The sequence below is a fragment of the Cognataquiflexum rubidum genome (assembly GCF_022538115.1).
Lineage (GTDB): Bacteria > Bacteroidota > Bacteroidia > Cytophagales > Cyclobacteriaceae > Cognataquiflexum > Cognataquiflexum rubidum.
In genome coordinates this window covers 170039-191697 of sequence record NZ_JAKZAL010000005.1, presented here as the reverse complement: position 1 = coordinate 191697, position 21659 = coordinate 170039, and the positions used below count along the sequence as shown (strand labels likewise).

Genomic DNA, 21659 nt, shown 5'->3' with positions numbered 1-21659 from the left:
GTCTTTCGAAAATTTGAGCAATACCCAAAACAGTTGGGTTGAAATAACAGTTATCCACAGTATCATTACTTTTCATATACTTCAAATTAGATAAACAAATGGAAAAAATTAACATCAGCTATACAGCGACGGCCGTCAACACCGGCGGAAGAAAGGGACATGTCAGGACGGATGACGGCATGTTGGATTTTGATGTGGCCATGCCAAAAGAGATAGGCGGACCGGGGGGCAAAACCAATCCGGAACAATTGTTTGCCGCAGGATATGCCACCTGCTTTGGAGGTACCTTGGCTGCCATCGCAAAAGGAGTCAGCCTAAATGGTTCAGAAATCACTGTTCAGGTACATACAGGGGTATCTGACAAGGGAGGATACGCCTTGGCAGTGGACATTGCCGTCAGCATCCCAAAAGCCACCTCTTTGGAAGAAGCAGAGAAATTGGTGGCTGCTGCCCATGCCGAATGCATCTATTCAAAGGCGGTAAAAGGAAATATTGAGGTGAGGGTTAGGGCAATCTAGGTGGAAATCTCCATGCTGATAAAAAAATAGAAGTGAAAAATCCCAAAAAAATTCAGATAAAACAGGCTATCAATTTTATCTATTCGTCATGAGATTTTTCACTTGGTTGTACGTTGTGGTCAGCAAGACGGGTAAATAAGAACAATCTTTTGTAATTTTCAAAACATCCAAAAAGATATAATGCAGTTATAAGTAGATTACCAACATAATGCCTGTAGGAGAAGGTAAAAAATACACGGAATAAGCAATTCAATAAAATATCGAAAAAATGCCATTATTCGAGGGTTAATGGTTTTTCAGACATTTTTATAGTGTTTGTTTCTAATCGATTCAAGCTTTTTGTGAACAATATTAATCTTTCATAAAATTTGGCTTAGCAGTAAGAAATTTTTGGCTTTTGTTTTTTTCCCTGCTAAAATTCTAGACGGATGAGCTCTCTTCTACTTTTCCAAAAATTTTGTCAGCAGCGTTTTGGATTGGCTTTTGATTTTATTTTGAACCAAAGGTGACCAACCCAACAACGTGCCTTTGATTCCCAAGGCCATTCTTGACCATTTCCACAAGTCAAATTTATCAGTATGTCGGAAGATTTTCCCGTCCTTGAATTCAAATTCAGCATTGATTTTATTGTGAACCATTCTTTTATCGGGACCAAATGGGTAAACTGCCTCCCACTTCGCTTCTCCTGAATTGCGTACTACTTTGACATCAGTAAAGGTAACCTTGAGGTTTCCTTTACTGCGGTTGAGTAGCATTTTCCACATCGCTTTGGCTTCCTCGCCCTTGAGTACTCCAAATACAGGATCTTCAAAAATAACGTCGGGATGGTAATAAGAAACCATTTCATCTGCTTTTCCTTTTGCAAAAGCCTTATAAAAATTGTGGATAACTTTGGAATTGTCCATGGTAACTGATGTTGAGTTGATCAAAAGTTAACCAATAAAATACTATTTACCGCAACGGACGCGAAGGTTTCGCTGAGGGGCGCAATTTGAAGTATGTGTTATTCTATTTTACCACAGAGAACACAGGGAGCACAGAGAAATGTGTTTTTCAACCGCGATGTACGCTATGGTAACGCTAAGAGCGCAATGGGCTTTTCTTTGCGACTTTGCGACTTTGCGGGATACTTCATTTCTGAGCTTACATGAATTCCCTTTCCTTCGTGCCTTAGTGTCTTTGTGGGATTATCAATCTCGAGCTTGCGAGCTTACTTATCCATGAACATATCCTTCATCTCACCCAAGGGCAATTCCTCCAATACCTCCCTTTTGGAGATTCCCTCTTCCTCAGCCCACCGGACAAGCCTGACAAATCCGTCAGCGATCTCAATCCCCGAAATACTGTTGTCACTGTAGCAACAGCAGCCGGCATTGAAGTAAGTGGGCTTGTACTTCGGCAAGTCAGCTACTCCAAGCGTACATTGACTCGGATGTCTTTTGATCTTTTCTTCCAATTCAGCAGACTTATCCACATCCCCGTTTTTCTGTGCCTCCACCAATTGTGCACGAAGCTGTTGGATGTGGCTGTAAGAGTGAAAGATGGGCTGATGGGTATGTCCGGTTACCAAGACCACATTTTCCTGTTGCTGACTCCATTCGTACATGAGTTTGTTGTGGAGGGTTTTTTCCTTTTGGCTGAGGGCAGGGGTGTTGATGTTGATATCCAAAAATGACTGCAAAGGCCCCCAAATATAGGCCACAAACCAAATCGAAAACTTATTGCCATCACTCCTTCTGTCCCCCTGATGTCCATGGGTACAAAAAACATCAATATGTCTCCCATCTTTGTAATTTACCCGCACCACAATGCCCCCGTAGATATTAATCGCTTTGTCATAAATTTCCCTTAGGTACATTTTGGAGAATGGATCTATCTTCCAAAAAAGGTCATGGTTGCCATAGATTTTAAAGAAAGCATTCCTCTTCACAAACTTCCTTTCTGCCTCAAAAGTCTTTTTGTTGTGCTGCATGATGGAGAAGATGTTGAACTTCCAAAACTCCTCGCTGTCCCCCAAATTGATGTAAAAAGATCCCTTTTCATTATAGTGTTCCAATGCACTGAGGTAATTGTTCTCCGCATGACGGAATTCATCCCGGCCTTTTCTATTCCCCTTGTGCACATCGCTGAGGATAATGAAGCTGTTGCCACGCAGGTCAAGGTTGTAAAGTGCGCCTTCTTCAGGCTCGGGGTTTTGGGTGATGTCCTTGTAGATATCCGTCAACCGTTTGAAAACATATTCCCTTTCCGGTGAGGAGGAAATCTTTTTGGAAAACCAAATGGTGGGCTTCCGCAACACAAAAACAATGGGTGATTTGAGGATTTGAAACAATCGTTGGAGCATAGGGCTAAAAATAGGAAAAAATTTAGAGTGGTTGTAGTGGTTGTAGGTGTTGTAATTGTTGTAATTGTTGTCGGGTTGTCAAGTTGTCGGGTTGTCGGGTTGTCTGCTTCGAGTTATCAAGTTATTGGTTTGTCAAACGTCACCCTGAGGTACGAAGGGTCTCTTGGTACATGACTGTCGAGTTGTCTGCTGCGCGTTGTCAGGCTGTCGGGTTGTGGAAAACCCCGAAGGGATGGTAGGATTATAGACAAGGTTGTAATTGTTTTAGTTGTTGTGATGGTTGTAATTGTTGTCGGGTGGTCTCCTTCGCGTTGTCTGATTGTCGGATTGTCAGCTATGGGTTGTCGGATTGTGGAAAACCCCGAAGGGGTGGTAGGATTATAGACAAGGTTGTAATTGTTTTAGTTGTTGTGATGATTGTAATTGTTGTCGGGTCGTCTGCTTCGCGTTGTCTGATTGTCGGATTGTCAGCTGTGAGTTGCCGGATTGTGGAAAACCCCGAAGGGGTGGTAGGATTATAGAAAAATGGATTTGATAGTAGGGTAGGCAAAACCCCGAAGGGGTGACATATTTATAGAATAAAATCAGAATGAAATCAGGTTCCGATTTTGGCTAATTTGATGCCCTTTCTTGAAAATAGCCTTACGCCAAAACAGGCAAGGAAAATAATTTTTTAACCACAGATGAAAAGGATAAACACAGATTGGAGAGGTTAAAATTTTTGGCTGAAACGAAAAAAATCAGGGCAAACCTTCCTCAAAACGTACAATTTCAAAAATTATCGGAATAATTATATGGTTTCTTGGAAATTGGTCAAAAGGTAACGAATGGGTAAGGAGGGTGTAACGGGTGGGTAGGAGAAGGGTAAGGGAAGGGTAGCGGAAAGTGGGGGGAAAATACCGATTTTTGGAAATTTTATTGCATTATTTCTTTTAGAATAGATTTATTTCAAGTTTAAGGAAATTGTTTTATTTCGGGAAATCGGTTGGAAATCTTGCTTGGCCTTCTTCCTATCCGATAGAAAAGTAAAAGACCAATTCGATTTTTGAGATCCAATTCCTAAAGATCGATTGTGAAAAAAACTGCGTTGAAAAAATAATGTAATGAGTTTCCTCCCAAAATACTTGGGACCACAATAACCTATCGTTGGAAAAGGACTAATTGGATTCAACATGAAAGCTGTTGATCTACAAAATGTAAATAACAAAATGTTAATAGGCATTATTTTTCTTTTGCCGAGGGGGGTAAGCTCGCAGTATCCCTTACTTTGGTACTACTTTGGTATTACTTTGCTACTACTTTGGTACGGCTTTGCTAGGGGTTTGGAGGGAGGTTTGGAGGGCTTAAATTATAGATAATTCTTCTTTTCAGGAATCACTCCACGGACTCCCCCTCCTGGGTTATCCACATCACCAGCGTACCTAGGAATAAGATGGATATGTACATGGTTTACAGTCTGGCCGGCAGATTCACCGATATTTATACCAACATTAAATCCATCAGGTTTATACTTTTTTTGGACAATCTCTTTCACATAATTCAGCATAAAAATACAGGCAGATTGTTCCCGAAAGCTCAAATCAAAATAGTTATCCACATGTCTTTTTGGAATGATTAAAGCATGCCCCTTTGATACGGGAAATTTGTCCAACATAGAAAAAACCGTTGCTGATTCGGCTAAAAGTATACTATCTGAAGAAGGATTACAAAATGGGCAAGAATCCTCCAAAAGATCATTTTTCTTTTGGTTGAAAGGCCTATACTCATAAATTTCGCAGTTATCGTTTCTGAATATGGAGAAAAAAGGAAGAATCACGTTGCATTGATAGGTTGGTTTTTGATGGATTTTATGTGTTCTGAAACCCTCATAAGTGATGTCCCTTCTGACCGCAAAATAGGCTTTTCCCGTAGGTTTTAACAGTTGTGAAATTTCCATCAGAACCCTTGTTTGTTCTTCCTGCATCAGGACATTGAGTACATAAAAACAGATTATGGTATCGAATTTCTTTTGTGGATAACTTGGAAAATAATGCCTATCATATCCGACAATATCAATCCCTTTTTCCTTCAAAACCTCCACATCCTTTCCAAAACCACATCCAAAGTCCAAGACCTCTCCCAATAATAATCCCTTGTTCAAAACATGCCTTGCAGGAAAGGAAATCGATTCCCTTTCTTTGGCGGTGAGGTGGTTGAAGGAGTTTGAAGGGCTCATGGTAAAAATTGAAAGCCATTGTTTGAAGCAATGGTGATGAGAGGTTTAATTGTTTCTTGAAACTTAATTTTGAACTCTGGTTTTAAAATACTTTCCGACGTAGGCATTTCAGAACAAATAGTGAGATAGTCTTCCAACAACTTATTCCTTGGATGCTTTTGACAGATAATATTCAATCCGGAAATTTGGGTATTAAAAAAATCTTCAAAAAAAGATTCAAAACGAGGTAATCGATTGTTTTTTGAAGAATTAAATTTAGGGCTAGCAGGGATTAAATTCCAAATTAAATCATGAGCAACAAAACTATGGGGAACGAAATGCTCAACCGCATAATTTTCGATTGAGATCATCTCGTTTGTATAAATACATTTTATTTTATTCTCTGGAATTTCCTTAAATACCAAATTCCAAAAATCTTTTCTTTGCTTATCTAATTTGGGTCGCTGCGCATCCTTTATGATTTTATTGGCTATATCAGGAATGTTTGGATTGTGTTTTTGAAAAAACAAGGTAAGATTCCAATAACAAAACGATTTTAAAAACTTGGTATTTTCCAATAGGTAGTCAACCCATTCAGGGTTTATTTCTATTTCTTCCTTTTTGAGAAAATAAAGACACATTCTTTTTTTATCAGCATTTAATTCATAAATCTTCTTTTTCTTTTCACTGTCTGTTCCGATTAAACCTTCAAACCAAGGTGATAAAAACCAATGTGGCACCTGATTATCGAAATGAGTTAAAATTCTTATTGTCTTCTTGTTATTGCTTTCATTTATCAATCGAAAAACTTTTTCCCTTTCGAAATGAATTGGTATGTTTTCGATTTCTGAGATAGCCGAAATTTGATTTTTCAAAACATCGCTTTTTCCATAAGACAAATTGAAATAATTGGCCGTGTACCAGGAGTTTGAAAGCATTCTTGCAAACAAAGATCTCTTATTTATTAATGTCTTCCCTTTTTCAAGTTCTTGAAGTATTGACAGGAACCAATAAAATTTATAAGTCGCAACAGTTTTGTTAAAACAGGCCGCTAAAATGTGGATTGGTAATTTTTCAGAGTGGGGAAAATTCATACGTCACAAAAATTAAGACCAATGCAAAAAATGATTTGCGACATAATCAAAAGGGATTTTTTCTTGTTCTAGTCGCCAATTATTAGTTTTCAAAATATTATAAAGCTCTTCTTCAGAGTCAGTAAGATTAAGTTGTGTAGTTAGATTTGTTAATGTACCGGAATCATTTTCAAAATATTTGTCAAAGGTTTGTTTGTCCATTAACACGCTTTTTGTGTGAGAAAAATAACCTCTAAATTGAGATAAAATTTCAAAGCCTTGAACGTCAATATCTCCCCAGTAAAGCAATTCGAGATTTGCAAACCAGTTAACGTTCTTAAGATTGTAGACACTGTATCCGCTTCCAAAAATTGCAATAGTCTTGTCCATTCTTGGAAGTGTTAAAGTAGTATAAAGAGTTGTTTTGTTTTCAACAACAATCACTTTTTGTAAGGGCAGATTCAGTTTTTCAAATTGGCTTATTGGAATAGCAATGTCGTCAAGACCTGAAAAATAATTGTTACTAATTTCTTTGTCGAGTATTTTAAATCGGACTTGAGGTTCACTAAATTTCAAATAAAATCTTTTTTCGAATGATTTTTCTTGAGGATCTAAAAATTCAGGAATGAGAACATCAAGAAGTTCTTTTATTATACTCTGATTTCTCTCAACAAACTTTGTGTGAACACTTATTGGCAATTCCCTAACATAAAGATTCGGTTTTGGAATCTGCTTAAAAAACATGCAAACTTTTAAAATACTTTCCCATTCATTTTGATTTTGTATTATCCTTGAAGGATGTTTTATAACCCAATTCCTTAATTCAGGAAAGGTGGAGATAATTCTTTCACAATTTCCTTTGAAAAGTTCCGCTTCCTTCTCTTTGCCCAAATATTTTAACAAGTCCTTCTCTGTGTCGAAATAGATTGCGATGGGTAAGTCTTGAGTTCCTAAATATTTGGTTTTTACCTTTTGAAAATCTAATGTGTAGCCAAAACCTTTTTTTTCTTTTGATTGACTGATTAAGAGAAGAATCTCTTTTTCAAATTCAGATAATGATGATTTTGGATAACTTTTATCACCACGAATTTCAAGCTGCGTGAAATGTTTTTCCTCAATCATTGATTGAAGAAACGAAATATACTTTTTGCCTGCTTTATCTTTAATTTCGCTTGGATTTATCATTGAAGAACGAAATTTGCTTTTTCTTCCTTGAACTGTTCAATTGGCATATCGTAAAGCCAAGAATACTTTTCTTCTTTTCGTTCAACGAAATGAACAAACGAAATGTCATTTTCTACAATGTGAATATTGTCGCTCGGTGTAACTACCAATAGTTGAAGATGAAGTTGTTTGCAAAGAGTTATCAAATATCTTGCTTTGTCTTCATCTTGTGCCTTAAAGGCTTCATCTATTGCAATAAATCTGAAGGAGTTACTCTGCAAGCCTTCTTTTGTTAAACCAAATTGGTAAGCAATAGCCGAACCTAAAATGGTATAAGTTAACTGCGCCTTTTCCCCGCCAGAAAGTTGGCCCATATTTTCGTAGGTCTTGAACTTGGCGTTTGTTTCTTTATAAAATTCCTCAGCTTTATAACTAAACCATGATCTAACTTCCATCACTTTCTTTCGCCAATCTTCTTTTTCTAATTTGGTAATTAGTGGCTCTATGTTATTATTAAAGTGATTTTTCCTACCCTCAATTGAAGCTTCAATAACTCTAATATTTGGAATGGCATTGTTTAGCATTGTTCTGAATTCTTTTACTTCATCACTAATTCGGTTTGGGGCTACAATTTGAATGTAGGTTTTGAAATCCTTATCTCTAAAATCAATTTCCCTTAAAGCATCATTTAATATTCTGATGTTGTCCTTGATTGAATCAGACCAATTTTCAAAGAACATTCTAAAGTCAGCAACTTTGTTGATGATAGTTTCTTGCAAGTACTCATTGAATCTTTTTTCAAATTTTGGCAAGTTGTCATTTACCAGCTGTTTGAGTAGTGTTTGGTATTCACTGATGAATTCTAAATGCGTTGATTCTGGAAGTCGGCTCACATCTGAACGCCAGTCTTTAAATTTGTATGTGATTTCTTGGGATGGTTGCTTATAGGCATTGATTTTTAGTTTAACTTCATCCTCATTTAGCCGCTTATCTTTATCTAATTCAGACAGTCTTATTGAAAGCTCTTTTTGAAATTCCTTTTGTGTGTTTTTTAAATTTGAATATTCAATCTTTTCTAAGTCAGGGTTTTGGTTTTCAAATTCTGTAGTGTCTACAATTCCTGTTATTTGAAGAATTTTATTGGATTCTATTATCTCTAAATTTAAATCCTCAATCTGTTTTTTCTGGGTAAAGATTTCTTGTCCTTTATTAAATAAATCAACTTCAGAAAGTTGCATTAATTTTCCTTTAACTTCTTCCAATTGTTTTTGAAGAGCTTGAACTAAATTATTTGTTTTTTCTAATTCAGCCTTTTGACCTTCTTTCTCTTGAATTTGTTCTGCAAAGGTTTTCCAGTCTATGTCATCATACTTTGTGAAGAGCTTGAAAAGGTCGGAATAGAATTCTTTCTGAATTTCTAATGTTTTAATACTTTGCTCAATTTGTCGGTTCTCATGTAATGCTAATCTTTCCTTTTCTTGAAGGTTCTTTATTTCGGTTTGGAGTAATTTAATCTTGTCTTTATTTTCCCAACCTAAAACAAAGTTTTCTTTCTTTGATATATGTGGTCTATCGTCTTTCTCGTGTTTCCCTTTTGCAAATTTTGTAAGTCCTTCTTTAGTGATAGCTTTTTCTTCATATAAACCAAACTCCTTTAAATCATTTACACAAGCATAATTGTATTGATTTACAATGATATCTTCAAGCCAATCTGAATAAATGCTTTTTGGTTTAAATTCTAATTTATTGATTATGGCGTTTTGGGCAATGTTTTTATTCCTCATATTTGCTAATGAGGTAAAACCCCTGAATCTTTGGTAGGTTATTCTACCTTTTAAATTGGTGCTATTTACATAATCGTTAACCTTATTATAGTATTTTTCAGGAACGATAAGGCGTAAAGCGAAATTGTGAAGAATCTTTTCTGCCGAAAGCTCCCAATCTTTTTCATCCTCTCGGACTTTTATAAGCTCTCCTATAAACGGAATTTCTTCCATAGTGGCACCAATATGTTCTAAAATGTCATCTCTTATTTCCGCTTCTCGTCCAGCAATATTGTTTTTATTCTTTTGAAGAGATTTGATAGTTTCAATGTCTTCATTGATTTGATTGGTTAAATCATCTCGTTTATTTTTAGATAATCTCAATTTTTCATCAATTTCCTGTCTATTTAATTCCAATTCAGATTTTTTCTTACTAGCCTTTTCTCTATTTGCCTTAAATGTTTCTTCACTTGGGTTCGTATTGGACTCAAGATTTTGCGCTAATTTATTGTATTGGTCAAGTTTGGTTTTTCTTGCATCCCGACTTTTTTCCAGCCTACTTATCTCAGCCTTTAGCTTCTCTATTTGATTGCCAACTTCGTCAGATTTTATTTGAACTTTTAAATCTGCGACTTCATCCCCTAACTCTGTTTCTTTCGCTCTTAATTGATTGATTTCGATTTTAAGTTCTTCGAGTCTTTCATTACACTTGAAAAGTTCCTTTTTAGCAAGATCTTCATTCTTTTTTGCAAACCAATAAACACTAAGTTCATTAGTTGTATTCAATCTGATTAATTCAGACTGTATTTTATAAAGTTTTTCTGCTATTTCATTTATTGGAGAAAGTTGAGCGATTTGTTCTTTTGCTTTTTCAATATTATTTTTTGCATCCATCAAAGTCAAAAAGCTTTCTTTTAGCTGAATGAATTCTGCTTCGGCATTTTGCTCTTCAAGCATATTGGTTCTGATAAAATCATCTAAGTCGTCCAACACTTTAACACCAACTACTTGATTAAATAAACTAAGTGCTTTTGTAGAACGCATACCAAATAAGATAGCAATTTTTTCTGCGTAGGAGTTCGGTCCATCCCAAAATTCAATTTTCTTTGTTTTGGTATTTGAATTGTATACTTTTTCTAAACGTTTTTTCCAGTTTCCTTTACTATCAAAATCACTAAAATCCCTCTCTATTTCTAGTTGAAGGTGAGCAATTCCAAAGGACCTTCTTAGTTCACCATTAGAAAACCACCTTACTTGAAAAAGTGTAATATTCTTTTGGTTAGTGTTGGAAAATGAAGCAAGGATAACTGAATATGTGGATTTATCCCTAAGTGATTGTGTTGATGTACTAAGTTCACCTTCTCTTTGAATATTTCCATAGTTCCCACAAACATAGGTTTCTTCGGTTCTATCACCTTTTTTGTCAACTCCAGATGATTGGTTGTAAAATCTATCTTTTTTAACTGGTACTAATAAAGTTAAAAGAGCATCAATGTATGTGCTTTTTCCAGAAGCGTTAGCACCTGTTAACAAGGAATTGTTTCCCTGTGGATTAATCTTGAAAATCTTCTCGTGAAATGTCCCCCAGTTATAAACTTCCATATATTGAAGTCTGAAACCAGCTTTATCAGAACTGGTGCTAAATAGACTCAACGAACTCTTGTAATTTGATTTTAAATTCATGTAAAATATCTAGCGTTATTTTTTCCTTAATGATCCTATGAATTTGGTATTTCTTCTCATTATCTTTCTTACTAACATCTTTCAAATACCCTAAATCAACAACGTTTTTTATATACTTATCCAAGTCTTTTAAAAATCTCAGCCTGTTATAACCCTCTTGTAGAAAAAGTTCCAGTTCTTCCTTAATCTCAGTGTCAGTTATAAATTTCTCAGAAACTTGAAACTGTGTAGGATTATTGTCAAACTCTTCTAAAGATTGACGAAGAACCACTAGAATTATTGATGTTTCAAAACCAATTTGTCTCCTCATTACTAGGCCAAGTGAATTTCCTTCACTATCTTCAAATTGTTTAACAAAGGCAAATCCCTCATCTTTTTTTACAATAAGCTCTAGTCCTATTAGACTAATATATTCCTGAATTTCTAATTGATAATTCACCAAATCCTCCCAAACAGAAGAGGTTCGTTCAACAGGCGATTTCAATAACTTTACAATTGCCTTTGAATATGGTTTTATATTCTTTTCTAAATTGTTCATCTAGTTAAAATTATTTCTGGTATTTGAATTGACTTATTTTTCTCAGCATCAAACAAAATTCTTTGTGTCTTTTCTGTGCTTATAGAATATTTAAAATCTTTCACCACTCCGATATAGCCGAATAATTCAGGTAAGCCTTTTTCAATTCCCCCATTTCTTTCTATTACTTCATGAATAGTAGTTTGAGATTTGTTTCTCAATACCTCTTTTATCCTTCTCCTTAGAAGGTCTTTGTCAATGTTTGATTGTGAAAAAAGTTTATTAAGGTGATTTGATTTAGCAATATCCTCATCTGCTAGTTTTGGACGTGAGTTATATGTTTGCTCTTCTGTTTGTTCAAAAGTGAGTTTTCTTTCAAAAGGAATGCTTATTTCAAAGTCTGATTCTAACTCAAAAGAAAGCTCAGGTCTTTTCTTTGATTTACTTAATTCTAAAAGTGATTTTTTGATTTCTTGAATGGTGTTTTTTGTAACTTCTGATTTCGAGGCTTCATTCTCTCTAATTATTCTGCTGAGTTTTTCAGCCATCTTATCATTTGCTTTATAAACCTTTTGTCCAGAAGTCCACAAATGATTTTTCATACCTTTTAGGAAAAGGTCGTTCACCGGGATTCCTATTTCATTTAATGTGGAATAAAGCTCTTTGGTAAGGTTCTCCCATTCCAATTGTAGACCTGGATTTAAAAGGAATGACCAAAAGGCATAAAAGCTTTTGCCTTGTTGGCTCTCTTTCAATTCGTCTAAAGCCTCAAAAGTAAACTCAAGAATATCACTTTTAGTCAGTCTTCCTTCAGTGTGTTTTTGATAAATTCCTTTTGTGATTCCTTTAAAGTTATCTTCAACTTCTTTGAAGTCTGATAAGAGTTCTTTGGCTGATTGATTAAGCTGATTAAACCTTGGAACAATTTCAAATTCTTCAAAAACTTTAACGTCCTCTCCAATTTTTATCCTTTGAATTTGCTGTTCTATTTCCAGTTTTTTGTCTTCAAGTAATTGGATTCTTTTTTCAGCATCATCATTAGTGAACTCTACTAGTTCCTTTAAAAGGCTAAAAATATTTTTGAATTTGGATTCAGTTCCAACATATTCTTCCTTTTTAAGACTTGAAAGCCAATCAATTGTCTTGCTCGAATGGGAGGAAAGCTCGTAAAATATTTCCCCTGTTTCATCCTGGTAGTTTGTCAAAAAACCTCTGTTTGTCCAATTCTGAAGGTATTTCTTTGCCTTAATTTCATAAGTATCATTAATCTCAATATCACTTTCTTCATCTTTATCAACTTGTTTAAATTCTAAAAAATCTGCAAGTCTAGAATGAATATTTTCATATGAGATAACTCCTAAAGAATCTTTAAAAATACTCAAAAGAAACATAAGTATTAATTGTCTATTCCTAAGAGTCAAAATCTCAACGCTTGGTGAATTTTCAAGAATATCTTCGATTGATTGGGCTGAGTTCATTGGAGACTTCTTAATTGAATATTTTGAAGCTTAAATCTAAACCATATTTAGTAAGAAACAATAAGTTTTAAACGGTAATAAACGAAATACAAGGAGTATTTTAGAAATAAAAGATTTCTATAAATCCGAATTCCTATCGTCATAACTCCTCCAAACACCCAATCCCTTCCTTACTATCCTTTCCAAATGGAGGTAGGATGCGGTAGGCTTCGATACGTTGTTGGATGGGGGCATCTTCCATTTGGTAGTTTGGCGTGTAGCGCAGTTGATCCCAATAGGTGGATTTCGGATCGGTGGCCCTGAGGTCTCCGGTTTCGGTCATCCAAGCCAATAGTTGGGTTTTCAGCTGTTCTTTGACAGCTTGGGATTCAGGTTCGGCAGCTAGGTTGTTTAATTGATAGGGGTCTTTGACCACATCATACAATTCCTCCTCAGGCCTGATGCCAAAGGAAAGGGCAAAATAATCAGGTTGCCCGGGTTTGGATATGCCTTCCATTTGCATGATGAGAAACTTTGTGATGGAATGGTCCACATCTCCATATTGGCCGACGGATTGGTGGACTCTTGGGTCTCCGGCGGGATTGAGCTCGGGCATGGGATTCCAAATATAGAGGTATTGGTGGTTTCTTATTCCCCGCATGGGATAGCTGAGGTTGCCCTTGCGTACATTGGCATGCCGTTCGCGCTCGAGGTATACCTGATTCCGGTCTTGTTTTTTGCCTTCCAATAGGGCCCAAAGGGATTGTCCACTCATGTCAGGGACTTGCAGATCTGCTGCCTCGATAAAGCTCGGGGCAAAGTCCACAAAATTCACAAAATCGTCGATGACAGTTCCGGCTTTGGCTTTGGCAGGCCATCGGATGACCAAGGGCATGCGGGTGCCTAAGTCATAGAGGTTGGCTTTGGCACGGGGAAAAGGCATGCCGTTGTCACTTGTCATCACGATGATGGTATTGTCGAGTTCACCGATCGCTTCGAGTTGGGAGATAAGTTGTCCACATTCCCTGTCAAAACGCTCTATCTCAAAATAATAGTCCAGGATATCATTCCGCACACAGTCATTGTCAGGAAAAAACCTAGGAACAACGACATCAGTCAACTTCATGCCGCTTTGGATTCCGGTATTGGTTTCATATTCGCGGTGCGGGTCGCTGCTACCAAACCAAAAGGTAAAAGGTTGGTCTTTGGGTCTTTGGTCCAAAAAGGTCTTGAAGTCTTCAAATTGCTTTCCCGCAGGATTATGGGTGAGGCCGGAGACCAAAAATTCTCCCGGTCCCCAACCTTTGCGAGTGGAACCTGTGAAATAACCGGCTTGTTCGAGGATGCTGACATAGGTGGGATATTGGGCAGGAAACTCTGACCAAAGATTTCCTCCGGCTTCGTTTTGGTGTGGATATCTTCCAAGCAAAATCGAGGCGCGGGAAGGGGAACAGGACGGGGAGGCGGTATAGGCATTGGTAAACAAAGCGCCCTCTTTGGCAAGTCTGTCAAAAGTGGGTGTCCGTACCACCCGATCACCATAGACGCCGGCATGTGGATAAGACCAATCGTCGGCTATCAAAAAGAGGATGTTTGGAGGCTTTGGAGATGCCTTTTCCGTTTCTTTCTTTCCACATGAAAGGAGGAGGATCAAGGAGAAAAAGAGGAGATGAAAGGGTTTCATGATTGGGTTAGGTTTTGAGTAGTCAGTATAATGCCAAACCAAAATTTAATACTAATGGACTTCTTAAAAAAATTGAACCCCTTAAAACCGCTATGAAGCGACTGATCTTCAGGGTGCTTTTGCGTGTATCTTACGCTTTCATCTCTTCGGCTACGGCCTGAAACGGATTCTTTTGAAAGCTATGCATGGAATTATTCCCTTTCTTTTTGATCCATCCTGTCAATCTCTTTCTGTACTTCGGCGATTAATTGTTGCTCTGTGGGGAGGTATAATTGGTATTTGCTGGCGACAATGGATTTGTTGTTTTCAGGTAGGGTGATTTTGACCACCGCATCATTTTTATCGGCACAAAGCAAAATACCTATCGTGGGGTTTTCAAAATCCTGTTTTTCGAAACGGTCATAGAAGTTGACATACATCTGCAACTGACAAATATCCTGATGGGTAAGTTTGGCGGTTTTTATTTCAAAAAGCACAAAACATTGCAACAGCCTGTTGTAAAAAACAAGGTAAATGGAAAATTCATCCCCTCCAATGTGGATGCGCTTTTGTCTTGCCACAAAAGAAAAGCCATTGCCTATTTCCAATAAAAAATCCTGCAAATGGGTAATGATTGCGCCTTCCAAATCCTTTTCTTAATAGGCAGCTTCCCGTCTTAAACCCAAAAACTCCAAGACCATCGGGTCTTTGATGATTTCTTTGGCTTCGCTTGGTAATTTTTCCTCCCTTGCTACTGCTAAGACCGCTTGCACATCATTACTTAGTAACAATCTTTCAAATAATTGGCTGTTGATCTGCCTTTCGAGTTGTCTTGCTGTCCAGTTGTTTTTTGTTGCTTCTGCAATGTAGAATTCCCTTTTGTCGTGATTTTCTACACTCAACAAGAGTTTATAATGAGTCCAACTCAATTGCGTCCGCAGTGCGGACGCAATTGGAAACAACCTGTAAAACTGTCTGTTTCTTTCCAATTGCCTTACCGAAAATCCGGTTCCCAACTCAGGTTGGAAAGTTTCAGATATTGATTTAATCAGGTATTTTCCATATTCAGCACGATCATTTCCTTGCTGTTCTTCCTCAAAAATCACCTTCCCGATTTGCCAATACATCAATACACGCTCGGTGTCCACTGAACGTATGGCCCGTTCCCTTGCCGAGGCAATGATACTTTGAATTTGATGTATCAGTTCTTTTTTCAGTTCCATTATTCTTTTTGCTTAGTGAAAAGGCTTCGGCAGCTTCTTCAGATTAGGTATGTAATGACTATTAAGATAATTGAAAAATTAAAATAACTTCTTTCCAAAAACCTTTTTCTTATTCCTACAAGTCAAAAATTGAGGCTTCGATAGTCAGATTCCAAGGGAAAAATCCGAAATTGATGTTTGCATTCATGGATATACGTTTCTTTGCCAGTAACCCTATATTCTTCTTCAGTCGGGACGGATCCCGATAGCTATCGGGACGAAGTCGGAAGACCCCCGCCTGCCGTCGGGCAGGGATGTACCGGGCATTTAAGTCCGAAGCCAAGAATTTGAAAAGATTGCATACCTACTTGCATCATTGCGTACATACATATTTGCACTCTATCTAACCCAAAAGACCATGAAAGATTCCATCGTATTTTCGTTATTTCTCCTGATAGCCATTTCCTGCACCCAACCCAAAAACACCATGAAACCAAACAGTTCGATAGAAATCCTGGATGAAGCATTGGGTCTGATAGACCCTGAGGCAAAGTTGGAGGTAATTGCCGAGGGTTTTGAGTGGACAGAAGGGCCGCTTTGGCTCGAAAAGGAACAGAAGCTGTTGTTTTCGGATATTCCCAACAACTCGGTTTTTCAGATTGATGCAAAAGGTGAAACAAGCCTTTACCTCAAGCCTTCGGGCTATACTGGTGAAGCTGCCCGTGGCGGGGAGACAGGTTCCAATGCCCTGATTTTGGATCCGCAGGGGAATTTGGTACTCTGCCAACACGGAGACCGAAGGATGGCAAAAATGAATGCGCCTTTGGGTCAGCCCAAAGCAGATTTTGTCAGCATTGTGGATAACTATCAGGGAAAGCGCCTCAACAGCCCCAACGATGCGGTCTATGACAAGGCGGGAAATTTGTATTTCACCGACCCGCCTTATGGCTTGGAGTTCAATGTGGATGACCCGGCGAAGGAACTTTCATTTCAGGGAATCTATTGCCTCATGACCGATGGGGAACTGCTGCTGGTGGACTCCATCTCCCGTCCCAATGGCATCACTTTTTCCCCTGACCAAACCAAGTTGATTGTCGCCAACTCCGATCCTGAACATGCCGTGTGGTATCAATATGACATTGTGTCCCCGGGTGTGGTGGAAAACAGAACTTTGTTTTTTGACAGCACTGACTTGGTCGGAAAGGAAGGACAGCAGGGACTTCCTGATGGGATGAAAATGCATAGTTCGGGGTATTTGTTTGCGACTGGACCGGGTGGAATTTGGGTATTCAATCCGGATGGAAAGGTTGTGGCCCGCATCTATACCGGGGAAGCCACGTCTAATTGTGCTTTTTCGACGGATGAAAAGACATTGTATATAACGGCGGATTACTATGTGTTGAAGATGGGGTTGAAGTGATTCATTTCCCACAAAGACACTAAGGCACGGAGGAATTTATTTTCACGCAAAGACGCAGGGGCGCAAAAAAAAGAGCACTAATGGGTTTTAAAAAATGTGTCCCACAAAGGCGCGAAGACACAAAGAAAAAGTAAAAGCCTTAAGAAAGGGTCCTTGCGTTCTTAGCGAAACCTTTGCGATCATTGCGGTAAAAAATGTCCTAAGGCGGAAAGAAAAATTTCACCTCAGAGGACACGGAGGGCACAGAGAAAGATAATATTCATGTGTCCCACAAAGGCACAAAAACACAAAGAAAAAGTAAAAGCCTTAAGAAAGGGTCGTTGCGTTCTTGGCGAAACCTTTGCGATCATTGCGGTAAAAAATGTCCCGCGAAGGCGCGAAGACGCAAAGAAAAATACCAATAATAAATGAGATTCTTCACCTCCGCAAACTCCGGTTCAGAATGACGTATTTAGAAAACCATCAGTGAAAATCTGTGTTCATCTATGTTAGGGATGTTTTCCCGCAGATATCGCAGACTGACGCAGAAAAAAAGAGAAGGTGGCCCGCGAAGTCGCGAAGGCGGAAAGAAAAATACCAATAAAATACGAGATTCTTCACCTCCGCAGGCTACGGTTCAGAATGACAATTAAAGAGAAAACCATCAGTGAAAATCTGTGTTTATCTGTGGTAAAGATGAATTCACAGTGATAAAAAAAAGCCTCCTTTCGGAGGCTAATTTCTAATTTTTCAATTTTACAATCTTTCAATTCTTATTCTTGACATACTTTTCGAGCCAAGTGTTCATTTCCCAAAGGGTATGCAAAATGGATTCTTTGCCTGCATAGCCATGGCTTTCATGTGGCAGGAAAACCAATCTAGTTGTCGCACCGTGACCTTTGAGTGCATTGTAATACCGCTCGGACTGGATTGGGAAAGTACCGGAATTGTTGTCCGCTTCTCCGTGGATCAAAAGGATTGGTGTTTTTACTTTATCCGCATTCATAAATGGCGACATCACATTGTATACCTCGGGTGCTTCCCAATAGCTGCGTTGCTCATATTGAAATCCGAAAGGTGTCAAGGTCCTGTTGTATGCGCCGCTCCGTGCGATACCTGCTGCAAATAAGTCAGAGTAAGAAAGTAAGTTGGCCGTCATGAAAGCGCCATAAGAATGTCCGCCCACTGCGATTTTTTCGCGGTCTCCGATGCCCTGATTCACAATATAGTCTATCGCAGCTTCGGCATTAGCCACAAGTTGGGCTACAAAAGTATCATTGGGTTCGGCGTCACCTTCTCCGACAATCGGCATTTCGGTTTGGTCCATGATCGCATATCCCTGCGTCACCCAATAAATCGGTGATCCCCAAGACAGTCTAGTAAATTGGTACTTAGAACCGCGAACCTGTGCGGCTGTGGCTGCAGTTTTGTATTCCCTTGGATATGCCCACATCAGTACCGGTAATCTACCGTCTTTGGCAGGGTCGTAGCCTTCAGGGGTATAGACCACGGCAGACAAGTTGAGTCCGTCGTTTCTTTTGTAGGTGACAAGTTGCTTGTTGATACCCTTGATGGATTCATAAGGATGGGCAAAGTTGGTAATCTGCATCGGAGCGATGCGCTTCCTTGTGTTGACCAACCAATAATTAGGTTGGATATCGGTGCTTTCTTTGATGGTGATAAATTCTGTGGCATCGGCATTGAGGACTTTGGCTACCCTTTCGTAATAGGGGGCTTGGCTCCTCCAAAGGATTTTTTCTGCTTTGGTTTTGACATTGAATGCCGACAGGTATGGCATGCTACCTTCAGGACTTCCCCCTTCGGAGGTCATAAATACATCGTCTCCTTTTCTCAGGATCACATTTTTGCCAAAAGCATTGGTTGTATATACAGGGTTTCCGGGATCGTTGTAGATATCATCCGAATTGCGCTCGATGATGAGAGCGCCTTTTTCACCCGGTTTGGAAGGATTGATGACAGAAACCCTTTCCTGTCTCGTCGCAAACCATCTTTCATTCAAAAGAGCAAAATTGTCATCTGACCAAGAAATGCCTCCAAATCTGTATCCGATACCAGCCAACTTGGTTGGTGTGGCGGTAAAGGGAGCTTCCAAAGTATAGATGATTTCCCTTTCTTCCATTTTGACTTTTGGGTCTCCCCCGTCTTGTGCCTCAGTCCAATAGAGTGAAGCGCCTTTGTCTGCTCTCCAACTGATGGATCTTGGTCCGGTAACTGTGGCATCAAAGCCTGTTGGCCTGACTTCATCCAAAGGGATTTGGGCCAGGGTTTTGACCTTATTTCCTTTGCTGTCCCAAATCTCTACATCATAGGGAAAACGCGAAGCGGGAACGAGGTAAGAAAAGGGTTTTTTGATTACCTCTACCAACACAAAACTCCCGTCAGGAGAAAGGTCCACAGAAGAAATCAATCCTGCAGCACCGACTGCCTGCTTGCTGCCACTCAAGTCTACCAACATGAGTTGCGAATTCATAAAATAGGCAAATAAAGCTTCGTCATAAGAATTGGTCAAGAGATCCTGATACGTTCGGGATGGTGCGGCATTGCCGGAAGTCTCCTGAACAATCGGGCCTGCAGGGGCAAGAGGTGCTTTGGGCATGGTTCCTCGGCTTGGATTGACGGCTTTGAGGAGGATTTTGTTATCCGGTGTCCAAGTGATGGCATTTCCATAGGCTGTATTGACGATGTCATCGGTGAGTTTTTTTGCTTCCAAAGTAGTCAAATCCACTACCCAAAGGCTTATGCCGGTGTTGGAGGTATGGGTCATGGCCACAAATTTCTCATCCTTGGAAAGGGAGAAATTACCCAACTTTGGATTGGCAGGAAGGCCTTTGATATCCTGTTCCTTACCGGTTCGGGTATTTTTTAACTTTACATTTTCTACAGAACCACCACGACTTGGACCGTTGGTAGCAGGATTGATACGGATACCTGCAATCCTGAGCTCGGGCTGTGCAAGTTCTTCGATGGATGGATTTCCGGCACGCTCGAGGAGCAGCATAAATTCTCCTGACCTGCTAAAACTCGCCTGAGGTGTAATCGGTGCATTGACCAAGTCCGCTATGGCTTTGGGCGGAGTCTGATAAGTGAGTGCATTCTGTGCTTGGGAGGAAATGACCTCTCCAAAACCACAGAGGGTCAAAACCAGGATGAATCGGTATATTTTTTTCATAGTATCAAAGTAGATTTTGGTTTGAAAATACTGCAAATCGCTGTATCGAAAACAGCTTTTGGGCTTATTGGTTTGAAATCGTTCTGAATGGAAATAGAATTGATAATTCTTAATTCAGAATTATGAATTGGATTGGACCTATAAAAATGAATTTCTTAGAAAAAAAGACATAAAAAAAGGTGTCTTTGTGGACACCTCTTTTGTTTTTTGAAACACAAACTATAAATTATTTGCCATCTGCACCGATCGAAATCATAGCGCATCTAAATCCAATATGGTTGGTAGCAGAGTCCTGATGGATAAATCTTCTGGTGCCCGGTGCAAGCCAATAAGCCATGTCTCTCCAAGAACCTCCTTTATAAACTCTGTAATTATCATCAATCAATGTAGTACCGTATGTATCGGATTCGTCGAATATACCGTCTTTTCTCAATGGGTTGAGATCATCAAAATCCTGATAAGAAAGCGGTCTGTAAACGTCCTGAACCCACTCGTTGACATTTCCTGCCATGTTGTACAATCCAAAATCATTTGGTGGGAAATCATACACGTTGGTTGGGATGATTTCTCCGTCGTTGGTTCGGCTACCTGCAATACCTGCATAATCACCTCTTCCACGCTTGAAGTTGGCTAAGAAGTCACCTTGCTTGCCTTGTCTTTTGACATTGTATGGATTTCTGACACCTCTGCCATCCCAAGGATAGATTCTACCAAATTCCTGGTTTTCGTCCATATACTGGACACCGATCATGGCTTTAGCTGCATATTCCCATTCTGCCTCACTTGGCAATCTGTATTCTGCAAAAGCTACTCCTCTTTCAATCAGTTGATTTTTTGTCAGTGAACTGTCCAATTCATTTCTTTCTCTCACCAAGTTGGATACAAATTCTGTCCTCCACTTGGCATAGGTAGTGGCCTGAACCCAAGATACGCCTGCTACCGGATAAAAGTTAAATCCCGGGAATCGGAAATAATAGGTATCGTATACGTCATTGTAAGACAATACCCCACCCCAAACACCTTCTGCAGGTTCCAATTTTTTGATGGAATCGGTAGAGACTTTCTTTTTCATGTCAAAAAGGAATTCCCTGTAATCGTTGTTGGAGATTTCCGTTTCGTCCATAAAAAAGGAAGCGATGGTCACTGTCCTTTCGGCGTTATCCCTGAAGGCCATGACGTCTTGTTCTTGTGAACCAAGAACCGCACGACCACCTTGGATGAATTTTAAGTTAGGACCGATTTCCTGTTTTGCAAGTCTGGTGACCACAAAATTAGAACTGTCATTGGCATCAAAGCTATATTCCGCACCCGTAGTAGGGCTGGCTTTTCCCGGCTTGGCTGCAGTTCTTCTGCCGTATCCAGGGGATTTGTTACAAGATGATAGCAGCGCTCCCGCTACAAGCAACGCTGAAGCCAAAATTAAACCTGCTTTATTTTTCGCAAAAACCATAATATTTAACTGTTTTTAACCCTCAAATAGAACGCTAATATA

Annotated in this window: 15 protein-coding genes; 2 read left to right on the top strand and 13 right to left on the bottom strand. The window is 39.0% G+C overall.

Annotated elements, in window-relative coordinates; translation table 11 throughout:
* The first annotated feature begins 98 nt into the window (after positions 1-98).
* Positions 99-518, top strand: a complete 420-nt coding sequence (locus MMU05_RS07995; RefSeq protein WP_241141152.1) for an Ohr family peroxiredoxin — start codon at positions 99-101, stop codon at positions 516-518.
* 440 nt (positions 519-958) lie between these two features.
* Here MMU05_RS07995 and MMU05_RS07990 read toward each other — a convergent pair whose 3' ends face one another.
* The 11 genes from MMU05_RS07990 to MMU05_RS07940 all read right to left on the bottom strand — a co-directional run bounded on the left by MMU05_RS07990 (position 959) and on the right by MMU05_RS07940 (position 15599).
* Complete coding sequence (locus MMU05_RS07990; RefSeq protein ID WP_241141151.1) at positions 959-1423, bottom strand: nuclear transport factor 2 family protein; 465 nt, start codon at positions 1421-1423, stop codon at positions 959-961.
* Positions 1424-1728: 305 nt separating this feature from the next.
* Entirely contained in the window at positions 1729-2862 is a 1134-nt protein-coding gene (locus MMU05_RS07985; RefSeq protein WP_241141150.1) for a metallophosphoesterase, read from the bottom strand.
* Positions 2863-4210: 1348 nt separating this feature from the next.
* Entirely contained in the window at positions 4211-5077 is an 867-nt protein-coding gene (locus MMU05_RS07980; protein ID WP_241141149.1) for a bifunctional class I SAM-dependent methyltransferase/HIT family protein, read from the bottom strand.
* Positions 5074-6150 (bottom strand): HNH endonuclease domain-containing protein, encoded by a 1077-nt coding sequence (locus MMU05_RS07975; protein ID WP_241141148.1) that lies wholly within the window; start codon positions 6148-6150, stop codon positions 5074-5076. The genes MMU05_RS07980 and MMU05_RS07975 overlap by 4 nt, the downstream gene beginning before the upstream one ends.
* Positions 6151-6162: 12 nt before the next feature.
* A complete protein-coding gene (locus MMU05_RS07970; protein ID WP_241141147.1) occupies positions 6163-7314 on the bottom strand; it encodes a Wadjet anti-phage system protein JetD domain-containing protein in 1152 nt (383 codons plus the stop codon).
* Positions 7311-10658 (bottom strand): ATP-binding protein, encoded by a 3348-nt coding sequence (locus MMU05_RS07965; RefSeq protein ID WP_241141146.1) that lies wholly within the window; start codon positions 10656-10658, stop codon positions 7311-7313. Before MMU05_RS07965 ends, MMU05_RS07970 begins: the two co-directional genes overlap by 4 nt.
* Before the next feature lie 37 nt (positions 10659-10695).
* Positions 10696-11277 (bottom strand): DUF4194 domain-containing protein, encoded by a 582-nt coding sequence (locus MMU05_RS07960; RefSeq protein ID WP_241124937.1) that lies wholly within the window; start codon positions 11275-11277, stop codon positions 10696-10698.
* On the bottom strand, positions 11274-12734 hold the full coding sequence (locus tag MMU05_RS07955; RefSeq protein WP_241141145.1) for a DUF3375 domain-containing protein: 1461 nt from the start codon (positions 12732-12734) through the stop codon (positions 11274-11276). Before MMU05_RS07955 ends, MMU05_RS07960 begins: the two co-directional genes overlap by 4 nt.
* Before the next feature lie 139 nt (positions 12735-12873).
* A complete protein-coding gene (locus MMU05_RS07950; protein WP_241141144.1) occupies positions 12874-14397 on the bottom strand; it encodes a sulfatase family protein in 1524 nt (507 codons plus the stop codon).
* A gap of 191 nt (positions 14398-14588) precedes the next feature.
* On the bottom strand, positions 14589-15023 hold the full coding sequence (locus tag MMU05_RS07945; RefSeq protein WP_241141143.1) for a PDDEXK nuclease domain-containing protein: 435 nt from the start codon (positions 15021-15023) through the stop codon (positions 14589-14591).
* 9 nt (positions 15024-15032) lie between these two features.
* Positions 15033-15599, bottom strand: a complete 567-nt coding sequence (locus MMU05_RS07940) for a DUF1016 N-terminal domain-containing protein (RefSeq protein ID WP_241141142.1) — start codon at positions 15597-15599, stop codon at positions 15033-15035.
* A 397-nt stretch (positions 15600-15996) separates the two neighbouring features.
* Here MMU05_RS07940 and MMU05_RS07935 point away from each other — a divergent pair, with 397 nt between their 5' ends.
* Positions 15997-16998, top strand: coding sequence for an SMP-30/gluconolactonase/LRE family protein (locus MMU05_RS07935; RefSeq protein ID WP_241141141.1), 1002 nt, complete (start codon positions 15997-15999; stop codon positions 16996-16998).
* Positions 16999-17743: 745 nt separating this feature from the next.
* Here the strand turns inward: MMU05_RS07935 and MMU05_RS07930 are convergent.
* Both MMU05_RS07930 and gldJ read right to left on the bottom strand, forming a co-directional pair.
* Positions 17744-20167, bottom strand: a complete 2424-nt coding sequence (locus tag MMU05_RS07930) for an alpha/beta hydrolase family protein (RefSeq protein WP_241141140.1) — start codon at positions 20165-20167, stop codon at positions 17744-17746.
* A gap of 226 nt (positions 20168-20393) precedes the next feature.
* Positions 20394-21617 (bottom strand): gliding motility lipoprotein GldJ, encoded by a 1224-nt coding sequence (gene gldJ, locus MMU05_RS07925; protein WP_241141139.1) that lies wholly within the window; start codon positions 21615-21617, stop codon positions 20394-20396.
* Between the last annotated feature and the right edge of the window lie 42 nt (positions 21618-21659).

Excerpts from the sequence above, each read along its gene's own strand:
- MMU05_RS07995 (WP_241141152.1), top strand. The coding sequence starts at position 99 with ATGGAAAAAATTAACATCAGCTATACAGCGACGGCCGTCAACACCGGC.
- MMU05_RS07990 (WP_241141151.1), bottom strand. The coding sequence starts at position 1,423 with ATGGACAATTCCAAAGTTATCCACAATTTTTATAAGGCTTTTGCAAAA.
- MMU05_RS07985 (WP_241141150.1), bottom strand. The coding sequence starts at position 2,862 with ATGCTCCAACGATTGTTTCAAATCCTCAAATCACCCATTGTTTTTGTG.
- MMU05_RS07980 (WP_241141149.1), bottom strand. The coding sequence starts at position 5,077 with ATGAGCCCTTCAAACTCCTTCAACCACCTCACCGCCAAAGAAAGGGAA.
- MMU05_RS07975 (WP_241141148.1), bottom strand. The coding sequence starts at position 6,150 with ATGAATTTTCCCCACTCTGAAAAATTACCAATCCACATTTTAGCGGCC.
- MMU05_RS07970 (WP_241141147.1), bottom strand. The coding sequence starts at position 7,314 with ATGATAAATCCAAGCGAAATTAAAGATAAAGCAGGCAAAAAGTATATT.
- MMU05_RS07965 (WP_241141146.1), bottom strand. The coding sequence starts at position 10,658 with ATGGAAGTTTATAACTGGGGGACATTTCACGAGAAGATTTTCAAGATT.
- MMU05_RS07960 (WP_241124937.1), bottom strand. The coding sequence starts at position 11,277 with ATGAACAATTTAGAAAAGAATATAAAACCATATTCAAAGGCAATTGTA.
- MMU05_RS07955 (WP_241141145.1), bottom strand. The coding sequence starts at position 12,734 with ATGAACTCAGCCCAATCAATCGAAGATATTCTTGAAAATTCACCAAGC.
- MMU05_RS07950 (WP_241141144.1), bottom strand. The coding sequence starts at position 14,397 with ATGAAACCCTTTCATCTCCTCTTTTTCTCCTTGATCCTCCTCCTTTCA.
- MMU05_RS07940 (WP_241141142.1), bottom strand. The coding sequence starts at position 15,599 with ATGGAACTGAAAAAAGAACTGATACATCAAATTCAAAGTATCATTGCC.
- MMU05_RS07935 (WP_241141141.1), top strand. The coding sequence starts at position 15,997 with ATGAAAGATTCCATCGTATTTTCGTTATTTCTCCTGATAGCCATTTCC.
- MMU05_RS07930 (WP_241141140.1), bottom strand. The coding sequence starts at position 20,167 with ATGAAAAAAATATACCGATTCATCCTGGTTTTGACCCTCTGTGGTTTT.
- gldJ (WP_241141139.1), bottom strand. The coding sequence starts at position 21,617 with ATGGTTTTTGCGAAAAATAAAGCAGGTTTAATTTTGGCTTCAGCGTTG.